Annotated in this window: 10 protein-coding genes and 1 other RNA gene; 2 read left to right on the top strand and 9 right to left on the bottom strand. The window is 69.3% G+C overall.

All coding sequences use genetic code 11. From position 1 onward, the window contains the following. The 7 genes from JWP28_RS12435 to ssrA all read right to left on the bottom strand — a co-directional run. Positions 1-885, bottom strand: an 885-nt coding sequence (locus JWP28_RS12435; protein WP_299543299.1) for a flagellar motor switch protein FliG, incomplete at its 3' end; no start/stop codon positions are given. A 91-nt stretch (positions 886-976) separates the two neighbouring features. Beyond that, a complete protein-coding gene (gene fliF / locus JWP28_RS12430) occupies positions 977-2,629 on the bottom strand; it encodes a flagellar basal-body MS-ring/collar protein FliF (RefSeq protein WP_299543297.1) in 1,653 nt (550 codons plus the stop codon). A gap of 130 nt (positions 2,630-2,759) precedes the next feature. Beyond that, complete coding sequence (locus tag JWP28_RS12425; protein WP_299543295.1) at positions 2,760-5,048, bottom strand: serine hydrolase domain-containing protein; 2,289 nt, start codon at positions 5,046-5,048, stop codon at positions 2,760-2,762. An 83-nt stretch (positions 5,049-5,131) separates the two neighbouring features. Continuing rightward, positions 5,132-5,920 carry a C13 family peptidase gene (locus JWP28_RS12420; protein WP_299543293.1) on the bottom strand — a complete coding sequence of 263 codons (789 nt, stop codon included), beginning with the start codon at positions 5,918-5,920 and terminating at the stop codon, positions 5,132-5,134. A 2-nt stretch (positions 5,921-5,922) separates the two neighbouring features. Beyond that, positions 5,923-6,393 (bottom strand): PaaI family thioesterase, encoded by a 471-nt coding sequence (locus JWP28_RS12415; protein WP_299543291.1) that lies wholly within the window; start codon positions 6,391-6,393, stop codon positions 5,923-5,925. Positions 6,394-6,403: 10 nt separating this feature from the next. Continuing rightward, entirely contained in the window at positions 6,404-6,904 is a 501-nt protein-coding gene (locus JWP28_RS12410) for an SspB family protein (RefSeq protein ID WP_299543289.1), read from the bottom strand. 225 nt (positions 6,905-7,129) lie between these two features. Then, positions 7,130-7,508, bottom strand: a transfer-messenger RNA (tmRNA) gene (gene ssrA, locus JWP28_RS12405). A 127-nt stretch (positions 7,509-7,635) separates the two neighbouring features. On the opposite strand from ssrA, the gene JWP28_RS12400 reads away from it, so the two are divergent. Further along, on the top strand, positions 7,636-8,232 hold the full coding sequence (locus JWP28_RS12400) for a septation protein IspZ (protein WP_299543287.1): 597 nt from the start codon (positions 7,636-7,638) through the stop codon (positions 8,230-8,232). On the opposite strand, the gene JWP28_RS12395 is transcribed toward JWP28_RS12400, so the two are convergent. Both JWP28_RS12395 and ilvN read right to left on the bottom strand, forming a co-directional pair. Beyond that, positions 8,174-9,118 (bottom strand): hypothetical protein, encoded by a 945-nt coding sequence (locus JWP28_RS12395; RefSeq protein ID WP_299543285.1) that lies wholly within the window; start codon positions 9,116-9,118, stop codon positions 8,174-8,176. The genes JWP28_RS12400 and JWP28_RS12395 overlap by 59 nt on opposite strands. A 40-nt stretch (positions 9,119-9,158) precedes the next feature. Then, complete coding sequence (ilvN, locus tag JWP28_RS12390) at positions 9,159-9,707, bottom strand: acetolactate synthase small subunit (RefSeq protein ID WP_299543283.1); 549 nt, start codon at positions 9,705-9,707, stop codon at positions 9,159-9,161. Positions 9,708-9,901: 194 nt separating this feature from the next. Between ilvN and JWP28_RS12385 the strand changes: the two genes are divergently transcribed. Further along, on the top strand, positions 9,902-10,267 hold the full coding sequence (locus JWP28_RS12385) for a SnoaL-like domain-containing protein (RefSeq protein WP_299543281.1): 366 nt from the start codon (positions 9,902-9,904) through the stop codon (positions 10,265-10,267). Positions 10,268-10,379: the final 112 nt, after the last annotated feature.

The following is a 10,379-nucleotide window of genomic DNA, read 5'->3' as shown; positions in this document are numbered from 1 at the left end:
CATGATCTTGGCGGCGCGCTCGCTCATGTTGGAGAAGAACATCTCGCGCAGCGCGTCCGAGGCGCCCTTCAGCGCCAGGCCGAGGGAGTCCTTGTCGACCGCCCGTAGCAGAGTCTGGACGCCGCCCGGATCGAGCTTGGAGAGGTCCTCGAAGACGAACATCAGGGCGCGGATGCGCTCGGCCGCCTCGCGGTTGCGCTCTTCCAGGGCGGTGATGAAGCGGGTCTCGGTCTGGCGGTCGAAGGCGTTGAAGATGTCGGCCATCATCTCGTGGCTGTCGCGCTTGGAGGTGCGCGCCAGGTTCGACATGAATTCGGTGCGCAGGGTCTGCTCGATCTTGTCGAGGATCTCGCGCTGCACCGGCTCCATGCGCAGCATGCGGGTGACGCACTCCAGCGCGAAGTCCTCGGGCAGGCAGGTGAGCACGCGGGCGGCGTGCTCGGACTTGATCTTGGAGAGCACGACGGCGACGGTCTGCGGGTATTCGTTCTTCAGGTAGTTGGCGAGCACGGCCTCGTTCACGTTGCCGAGCTTGTCCCACATGGTGCGACCCGCGGGACCGCGGATCTCCTCCATGAGGGTGTCGACCTTCTCGCTCGGCATGATCGAGGCGAGCAGCTTCTGGGTCAGCTCCACCGAGCCGGTGATGGCGCCGCCGCCCATGCCGGAGACGAACTCCACCAGCAGGTCCTCGACCACGCTGGACGTCACCTGGCCAAGGCCGGACATGGCCTGGGAGATGACCTTGATCTCCTCTTCGTCGAGCTGGCGCCAGACGCCGGCGTGGTCTTCACCCAACGCCAGCAGCACCACGGCCGCCTTCTCGGCGCCGTTCAGCCGGGAGGCCTCGGTGATCGCCTTGGACTTGGGGCTGCGGGCGTTCATCCGGCTTCGCTCCTAGGGGAGCTTTGCAGGGCGAGGTCCTGGTGGGTCATGGCTGAGGACTGGGTCCTCCGGAGCCTTTGGCGCAGGAGCGTCATGCGCTTTCATGCAGCCAGGTGCGGATGATCGAGACCGATTCTTCCGGATGCTTGTCGACGAACTCCGCGACCCGCTTGACCGAGCTGGCCTTCACCTGGCCCTCGATGCGGGCGATGTCGATTTTCTGCTCGAGGTGTTCAGAACCGGGCGCCGGCAACGCGATCTGCTGGCCGGTGACCGGGTCGGTTCCGATCTGCATCGGCTGGCCGTCGGGGCCGACGGTCATGCGGGCGACCTGCGGCCCTCCCATGAGCGCCATCGGGCCGCCTCCGGCCATGGCGCCGCGCAGCAGCGGGCGGACGATGAACAGCATCATCAGGACGGCCACCACGGCCATCACGGCCAGTTCTGCGGCGCGCATGATGTCGTTCTTGTCGAAGCCCATCAGCGGGTTGGCCGCGGTGACCCCGCCGGCGTCGTCGGCGGTGGGGAAGCGGACATTGACCACGGTCACCTGGTCGCCGCGGGCCTGGTCGAAGCCGACGGAGGCGCGGACCAGCTGTTCGATGCGCGCCATCTCCTCGGCCGAGCGCGGGCTGTAGGCGCCGGGCTTGCCGCTCTTGCCGGCCGGGGCGGTGACCCCGTCGACGGCGACCGCCACGGAGATCTTCTTCACCTGGCCGGGCTCCTGCACCGAGGTGCGAGTGGTCTCGGTGATCTCGTAGTTGGTGGTGGATTCCTGGCGGCCGCTGTTGGTGTTGCTGGTCTCCTGGTTGCCGCCGATCTTGGCGCCGCCCGGGATGTTGGCCGTGGCCGAGGACTGGCCGTCCGAAGAGCCGGAGCCTTCCTGGGACTTTTCGTCGGTGGTGCTCTCCGAGCGGACCACCTGGCCATCGGGATCGAAGGTCTTCTTCTGTTCGGTCACATGGGCGAGGTCGACGTCGGCCGAGACGTTCACCCGCGCCTTGCCGGCGCCGACGATGCCTTCGACCAGCCCCTTCACCTGCTTGGCGATCCGCTGTTCGACCTCGCTCTTGCGGCCGTCGGCCTCGGCGGCCATGCCGGTGTCGCCGCCGGAGAGGGTCTTGGCGTGCTGGTCGATGACCGTCACCCGGTCCGGCTTCAGGTTGGGGACGGCGCCCGAGACCAGGTTCTGCACGGCGCGCACCTGGTCGGGTCCGGGTTCGCGGCCGCCGACGCCAAGGGTCACCGAGGCGGACGGCTGCTCGGCCTCCTCCTCGAAGATCTGGCGCTTGGGCAGCACCAGGTGGACGCGGGCCGCGGTGATGCCGTCGAGGCTGCGGATGGTGCGGCTGAGCTCGCCTTCCAGGGCGCGCTGGCGGTTCAGCTGCTGGACGAAGTCCGTCTGGCCCATGGCGCTGGCGTTGTCGAAGATCTCGTAGCCGACGCTGGCAGCGGTCGGCAGGCCCTTGGACGACAGCATCAGCCGCGTCGAGGCCACCTGGTCGCGCGGCACTATGATGGTCGAGCCGTCGCCCTTCACCTCATACTTGATGTTGCCCTGGTCGAGGGCCTGGGTGATCGTGCCGGCTTCCTTCAGGTCGAGATTGGAATAGAGCAGGGCCTTGGGCTGGCCGAGGCCCATGGTAAGCGCGAAAAGCGCCGCCGCGACGCCCGCGCCGATGCCGAGGATCGCGGCCAGGCGGCCGATCCCGAACCTCTGAAGCGCAGCCAAGACCTGGTTCAACGCCGGCGTCCTTCCGCAAACCCAAAGCGGGCGGGCGTACGCGTTTGCCCACCGCTAGGCAGGATTTACCCAGTGGTTGGTAAACGGGGGGTTTAAGCGGCGCCGTATTGCGGGCTTGGAAGCAGGGCCGTCAGCCGCTCCAGGGGCTGAGCCCGCCCCAGAGAGCCAGGTCCACCGAGAAGGCCAGGTAGACCAGGACGGTGACGCTGAAGAACGCCTTGCGCAGGTGGGTCCAGGAGTCCACCCGCCGCCCACCGCGCCAGACGGCCGGCAGCGCGACGAGGGTCGTCAGCGTCAGGGCGGCGGCCACCAGGGCGCAGGCCGAGGCGGTGGTCATCAAGACGCCGGGCCAGCGGTACATCACCTCGGCCAGGTCGCCGGTCTTCGACGCCCACAGCCCGAAGAAGGCCAGCATGAGCAGCCACAGCACCGCCTGGATGTTCTGCACCAGGCTGGCGCGGCTCTGGATCTGGTTCTCGCGGAATTCGCGGCGGTTGCGCACCACGACGCCGGCCAGGGTGGCGAGCGCGGCGGCGACAGTGAGGGCGGCCAAGGCGGCCAGCGTCCGGGGCTGGCGCCATACAGGGGAGCGCTCGAAGATCTGCGTGCCGCTCGCAACGTGGAAGGCCCGTGCGCCGCCGTCGGCCAGGTCGAACGAGAGGCGCTCGGATCCCTGCGTCGCGATGAAGCGGCCGTCCTCCAGCCCCCCTTCGGGAACCCAGGTCTTGACGCCCTCGCTGGTCGCCGTGACCAGGCGGCCACCGCGCGTGACGTCGACGGAGGCCCCGCCGGTCAGCTGGTCGACGAAGCCCTCCAGGCCGGAATAGGTCCGGCGCGTGGTCATGTAGGAGCCGGCAAAGTCGCCGCGGCGCTGGGCGAGCTCCGGCGCGCCCGGACGCGGGAAGGTGTCCGGCGCGGCGTAGAAATGCTGCACGATGCGGTCCGGCAGGCGGCTCGACAGCGGCCGGCCGGTGTCGGTGTTAGTGGAGATGAAGACCCCTAGGTTGAGGTCGGGCACGACCACCATGTTGGAGAAGAACGACAGCGTCGCCCCGCCGTGGCCGTAGGCGCGATGCCCGCCGGGCAGGTCGTAGACCATGAAGCCGTGCGCCCAGCCGTTGATCCCGGGCGCGGTCTGGCGCAGCGGCGTGCGGAAGGCCTGGGCCGCCACCGGGCCGTAGATCGCCGTCCCGCCGAACTGGCCGCCGCCCAGCTGCATCAGCATGTAGCGCGCCATGTCGCCGGCGGTGGACGACCCCGCGCCGGCCGGGGCGATCTGGCCGATGAACTCATAGTCGCGGCGGGCGAAGCCGACCGGAGTCCAGCGGTAGCCGTCGGAGACGTCGCCCGCCAGGCTGGCCGGCATCGGAGCCGGCAGGCCGGCCTTCGGTTCGTGGGGTTCGCGGAAGGTGGTGTGGCCCATGCCCAGCGGAACGAGGATATCGTCCTCGATCAGCCGTTCGTAGGGTCGGCCGGAGGTGTAGGTCGCCGCCTCGCCCGCCAGCGCCGCGCCGTAGTTCGAATAGCTGGAGACCGCGCCCGGCGCGTGCACGCGGTGCGGCCGCTCCTGGCGCAGGTAGATGTCGAGCGGCCGGACGCGGCCGTAGTCGCGTTCGAACAGCTGGCCCAGCGCGCGGTCCTCGAAACCGGCGGAATGGTCCATCAGGTTCGCCACCCGCACCGGCTGGTCGTAGCCCTGGTCGCGGACCTGCACCTTCTCGGGCAGGTAGAGGTTGATCGGCTGGTTCAGCCGCATACGCCCGGCCTCGACCTCCTTCATCACCGCGATCCAGGTGAAGGTCTTGGAGATCGAGCCCACGCGGAAGAGGCTGCGGTCGGGGTCGACCGGACGTTGCGGGTCCAGGCTGGCGAAGCCGTAGCCCTTCTTCAGCAGCACCTGGCCGTTCTGGACGACGGAGACGGTGACGCCGGCGATGTGCTCGCGGCCCATGGCGTCCCTCACCACGCCGTCAACGAAGGCCTCCAGCTCGGTCGGCGGCATCGGCTGGCCGGCGGTCAGCTTGGCGCCGGGGGCGGCGGGTGAAGGCGCGGCCGTGGGCGAAGGCGCGGCGAGGGGTGGCGCCGCCGGCGGCTTCGGGGTCGGGCGCGTCTCAGGCAGAGCGGACGGAGCTGGCGTCTGTGGCGCGGGAAGAGGAGGTTTGGGCTTCGGGGCTTCTGTCGCCGGCGTGGCGGGCTGCGGCTTCGGCGCTTCGGTCCCCGCCGCCGCGGCCTTCGGTTTGGCCGGCTTGGGATGCAGCTTGGTGTAAGGCACCGGGGCCTTGGGCAGATTGGCCGCGGGAGGGACCGGCTGGTAGGGGCGAAGAACGGGCTGATGGCTCTCGTCCTGCGCCGCCGCCCCGACAGGCTGGACGAACAGCAGCGCCAGAGCGGCGACGGCGGCGGAGAGGGTGGACCGCATCGATGAAAAACCCGGACGGAGCGGAAGGCTCAACCGCTTGTAGGGCGCCCAAGCGAGTCCCTCCAAACGTGGGGAGCTGCGGTCTAGTTTCGCCCTGGGGGCTTAGGGGCTGCGGTGCTCGCCAGGGAGTAGAGCGGCAAGAGCGGCTTCAGCGCCGAGCCTATAAACAGCTGCGGCTCGGAGGGCGGCTTCATGCCCTCCCTGATCTCGCGCGTGGCCACGCAAGCCTGCACGGTCCGGCCCAGAGTGGCGAAATCGGTCGCGCCCGGCATCGACTCCAGCACGCACTGGTCGAAGTAGGGGTATTTGTCGGCCTCGCCGCAGCCGAAGGAGCTGCGGTCAGGCCGGGCCGCGGTCAGCACCATGCGGTTGGCGCCGGCGAGCGCGGGCACGAACACGCCGGAGAAGCAGGCCGAGATGATCACCACCGTCGGCCGCTTGCCGCAGGTGATGTCGAGCATGCTGGCCAGCACGCCCGGCGGCAGCAGCTGCTGGTCGACGACCACGCCCTGCGGCGCGCCGTGCGAGCTGAAATAGATCAGGCAGCCGCCGGTGGCCTTGGCCGTCAGGTCGGTAAGCGCATCGTAGATGCCCTGCGGGTCGGATTTCGCGGGGTTGGTGTCCCTGTAGCGCTCAGGTCTGACCGAGAACTGCCGCAGGTTCTGCGGCTCGAAGCCGGCCTGCTCGAAGGCCCGGGAGACGTCGCGCCGGGCGTTGTCGAAGGCTTCCGACGGGCCGCCGGAGTGGGCGTGCCAGTCGCCGGCGATCACCACCGCGCTCCAGTCGCCGAAGGCCGAGGCCGCAGCCGCCGGCGCGGCCTGCGCGAGCCAGAGACCGGCGATCAGCCAGACCAGGCGCGCGAGCGGGCGCACGCCTAAGTCTTGTAGACCTGGAACGGCGTGGGGATCGCCGTGCCGGTGGCCTTGGCCAGGAGCCGCCCGTCGGCGTCGTAGATCTCGCCCTCGGTGAAGGCCACCTGGCGGCCCCACTTGGCGACCCGGCCGACGCCGCGCAGCGTTCCCGGCATGGCGGGGCGGAAGAAGCTGGTCTTCATCTCCAGCGTCGGCGCGACCGCGGTCATGCCCGAGGCCACCATGCAGGCGACGCTCATGCACTCGTCCAGCATGGCGCAGAGGTAGCCGCCCTGGATCTGCTTCATCGGGTTGAGCAGCAGCTCGGCCCTGGCCTCGAACTCGACCTCGACGGTCTTTTCCGCCTGGTTCACCGACAGCATCCGGAAGCCCAGGGTCCGGGAGCCGGTAGGCTGGTTCTTGGTGCGCAGGAAGCGTTCGAGGATCGCCTCGTCCGAGAGGGCCTCGGGCGCGGAGGTCGCGGCGTCGCTCATGCGGGGCGCCTCACTTTTTCCGGAACTGGTCGAGGGAGACGATCTTCGCCTCGCCGTCGGCGGGGGCCGGCTCGGCCTCGCCGGCCACGGCCTTGGCTTCGGGCTCGGTGGGGCGGCCCGCAGCGGCGTCCGGGGCGGCGGGCGCCTCGAACTGCAGCAGGAACTGCACGCTCGGGTCGTAGAAGCGGGTCACCGCGGCGTAGGGCACCGACAGCCGCTTGGGCAGGCCGCCGAACTGTAGGGTCACCGAGAAGAAGGTCTCGCCCGGCGCCAGGTCCCAGTATTGGTGCTGCAGGACGATGGTCATTTCGTCGGGGTACTTGCCCAGCAGGTCAGGCGGGCCGGAGACGCCCGGGGCCTCGGTCTTGAAGGTGATGTAGAAGTGGTGCGCGCCGGGCAGGCCCTCGGGCGCGGCGGCGCGCTTCAGGGCGGCCTTCACCACACCGCGCAGGGCGTCCTGCGCCATCGCCTCATAGCGCATCAAGTCCTGGGCCGGCGGGTCCTGGGCCATGGGGTCTCCGAACGAACGCGTGCGGGCGAACCTAGCGCCTCGGACTGAGGGCGGAAAGCCGCTTCACGCCAGAAGATAAGGTGGGGAGGGTTCCGTTGGCAGGCGCCTCCCATACTCGCCGAAAAAGAAAAGAGGAGGGCGCCCATCGGAGGATGGGTGGAGGGCTTCTGTTGGCACGCGCCCGCAACTCTTGCTGAAAAGAAGGGAGGCGCCCGCACGGAATTGGGTGGGAGGCTTCTGTTGGCAGGCGCCTCCCGGGCCCCGCCTAAGGATCTGAACCCCTAGGACTTAGATTGAGAACCGTCGAACCGCTTACGCGGCCAGGCGGACTTCTCCAGCGAAGTTATCGTTCGCAGTTAGTTTAAGACCCGGAACGGTGGGTCAGGCCGGAAGAAAGCAACACCTTTACACGTCTGTCGATGCTGATCGGCCCCCTGCTTCCCAAGAAAGAATCGGCTTTCCGGCGATAACCCGAGGAAGATTGGTGGAGCCGCCGGGAATCGCACCCGGGTCCAGTCCGCTTATTGCGTGCGCGTTTATCTCCATAGTCAGAGCAAGCCCTGACCCCGCCAATATAGGGCCTAGGCGTTAGAATTTGAAGAACTGTCTGTTCGCGAAGCGCGGACGGCGGGGTGTTTTCCGTCAATCGCCGCGCACCGTTCGTGAGCGGGTTAGGGCTGGCCCGCCTTCGCCGATAGGCTTGCAGGCGTCAGATTTCCTTGGAGTTTTCCATGAACAACCTACTCTACGCGGCGCGTCCGCTGATCTCCGACTTCCTTCCGACCATCGTCTTCGCGGTGCTGTTGGCGATGAAGGTGGACGTGCGCATCGCCACCGGCGCGGCCCTGCTGGTGGGCGTAGCCCAGGTCGCGATCCAGAGGCTCCTCAAGCGGAAGGTCGAGCTCCTGCAATGGGCCTCGCTGGGTCTGGTGGTGGTGTTCGGCACGCTGGGCATTCTGACCAGCGATCCGCGGTTCCTGATGGCCAAGCCGACCATCATCTACCTGGCCGTCGGCGCGGTGATGCTGAAGCGCGGCTGGATGCTGCGCTACATGCCGCCGATCGCCCGCGAGCATGGCGAACCCCTGATGATCGCCTTCGGCTATGTCTGGGCCGGGCTGATGGCCCTGACCGCGCTCGCCAACCTGGCCGTCGCCGTGGCCCTGCCGAGCCAATGGCCGGCCTTCATCGCGGTCGTCCCGCTCGCCTCGAAGATCGCCCTGTTCGCGGTGCAGTACGCAACGGTCCGCTTCTACGTCCGGCGGCGCGTCATCGCGGCGATGGCGCAGGCCGAGACCCAGGCCCAACCCCAGGCGCAGGCGGCGTAGCGGCCGCCTCGTCCGGGCCCGGCGCCACGCCCGGCGGCTGCGGCCGGGCGTGCGGATCCGGCTTCAGCAAGCCGCCGTGGCTGACCAGGTCGCGGTAGGCGTCGCGGGCCCCGGCGAAGCTGGCCCCGCCCGGGAAGATCACGTCGAAGCGCGGATCGTGGCCGATGGCCGCGCGCAGCGCCGGCTCCAGGGCGTCGGCGACCTCCCCGACCGCGGCGTTGTCGCAGGACCGGCGGAGTGAGCGCGAGCGCCCGGGGACCATCAGCGTCAGGTCGTAGTCTGTGCCGTCGACACAGACGCCCTCGGCGAGGTCGGGGCCCTGGCTCACCCGTACGTCGCGCGACGCGGTCCACATCGGGTGGCTCCGCAGCACCAGGAAGGCCGCCGCCTGGCCGGCCGGCAGTTCGGCGTCGAAGCCGATCCGACGCGCGATGCCGGCTTCGCAGCAGGCGAGCCCCGCCCGGGCCTGGACGAAGGCCCTGCCGTCGCGCCGCACGGTGATCCTGACCACGGTCTGGCGCACGGTGCGGGCCGGGCGAACCCAGATTTCCAGCACCATCTCGTCGCCGTGCAGGATCTGCCATTGCAGCGGGACGAGGCCCCACAGGCGGTAGGTGGAGGGATCGACGCCGCTGTCGACCGGGATCAGCCGCGCGCCGCCCAGCCTGCGCCCGCCCAGCGGGTCGGCGGTTTCGGGGGCGGCCGGGCGCTTCTCGTCCCACCAGGCCTTTGGGTCGGGCGGGGGGAAGGGCCAGATCTCGGCCTCCGCGGGCGGGGTGCCGGGCGGCGGCGCGGCGACCGGGCCCGACGGCGCACGGCGGAAGAGTTGCGCCTGGGTCGGGTTGGCTGCGGCGATCAGCAGGAGGGCAAGGGCGAGGCGGCGCACGGCCTTGGAAAGCCCCTCAACCGCTCGCCCGGTTCCCCGTTCAGAGCACCTCGACGCCGCGCTGGATGGAGAGCACGCCGGTGCGCGAGACCTCCACCAGGCCCAGGGGGCGCATCAGGTCGGTGAACTTGTCGATCTTCGATGGCGCGCCGGTGAGCTCGAAGACGAAGCTCTCGTGGGTGGTGTCGATCACCTTGGCGCGGAAGATGTCGGCGACCCGCAGCGCCTCGACGCGGTCGGGCCCGGTTCCCTTGACCTTCACCAGCGCCAGCTCGCGCTCCAGGCCGTTGGGGTCGCGGGTCACGTCCTGCACGTGGCGGGTGGAGACCATCTTGGTCAGCTGCGCCTCGATCTGCGCCAGCACCTGCGGCGTGCCGCGGGTGACGATAGTCACGCGGGAGGTGTGCGCCCTGCGGTCGGTCTCGGCGACGGTCAGGCTCTCAATATTGTAGCCACGCGCCGCGAACAGCCCGACCAGCCGGTGCAGCACGCCCGGCTCGTTGTCCACCAGCACCGCAAAGGTCGCCAGGCTCTCGACCTCCTCGGCGTGGGCGAGGTCGTAGACGGAGGCGGGCTGGGTGTCGGTCATGACGCGACTTATAGCCTTGGCCGGCGCCATGCTGCCAGCACGCTGTCATGAGACCCGCCTAGCCTTGGCGCGTTCTCGCATTGGGCGGGTCTGTCGGTTTCCCGCCGGTTCGCGCGTCTCAGACAGGAGTCCGACCCCTCACCGTCATCCAGGCGGCGCAAGCTGGGGTTCACCACAAAGGAAGGGAGTTCGTCATGACGACCCAAGATATCGCCAACGACTTGGTCGCGCTCTGCAAGGCGGGCAAGTTCGGCGAGAGCGGCGAGAAGTACTGGGCCAGCGACGTGCTGAGCGTCGAGGCGGGCGCCCCCGGCGGCGGAGATCCCGCCAGCCGCGGCATCGACGCCGTCCGCGGCAAGGGCGAGTGGTGGAGCGCCAACCACGACATCCACGGCGTCGAGGTCGAGGGCCCCTACGTCAACGGCGACCAGTTCGTGGTCCACTTCAAGATGGACGTCACGCCCAAGGCGAGCGGCCAGCGGATGACCATGGACGAAATGGCCGTCTACACGATCAAGAACGGCAAGATCGCCGAGGAGCGGTTCTTCTATAACGGCTAGCCGACGCTGCGTCGGTTGGGAGATAAAGCTCCCGCTGAAGGGGCCGCAGACGCTCGTCGTACTGCGGCTCCCACGGGAAATGGCCGTCGCGGTCGGAGATCACCAACTGGAA

The organism is Phenylobacterium sp. (assembly GCF_028290885.1).
Taxonomy (GTDB): domain Bacteria; phylum Pseudomonadota; class Alphaproteobacteria; order Caulobacterales; family Caulobacteraceae; genus Phenylobacterium.
The sequence above is the reverse complement of the archived record's forward strand: the minus strand, read 5'-3'. Positions and strand labels throughout refer to the sequence as shown.

Bases quoted from the DNA above. Each gene is read 5' to 3' on its own strand.
- JWP28_RS12425 (WP_299543295.1), bottom strand. From the start codon at position 5,048: ATGCGGTCCACCCTCTCCGCCGCCGTCGCCGCTCTGGCGCTGCTGTTC.
- JWP28_RS12415 (WP_299543291.1), bottom strand. From the start codon at position 6,393: ATGAGCGACGCCGCGACCTCCGCGCCCGAGGCCCTCTCGGACGAGGCG.
- JWP28_RS12410 (WP_299543289.1), bottom strand. From the start codon at position 6,904: ATGGCCCAGGACCCGCCGGCCCAGGACTTGATGCGCTATGAGGCGATG.
- JWP28_RS12400 (WP_299543287.1), top strand. From the start codon at position 7,636: ATGAACAACCTACTCTACGCGGCGCGTCCGCTGATCTCCGACTTCCTT.
- ilvN (WP_299543283.1), bottom strand. From the start codon at position 9,707: ATGACCGACACCCAGCCCGCCTCCGTCTACGACCTCGCCCACGCCGAG.
- JWP28_RS12385 (WP_299543281.1), top strand. From the start codon at position 9,902: ATGACGACCCAAGATATCGCCAACGACTTGGTCGCGCTCTGCAAGGCG.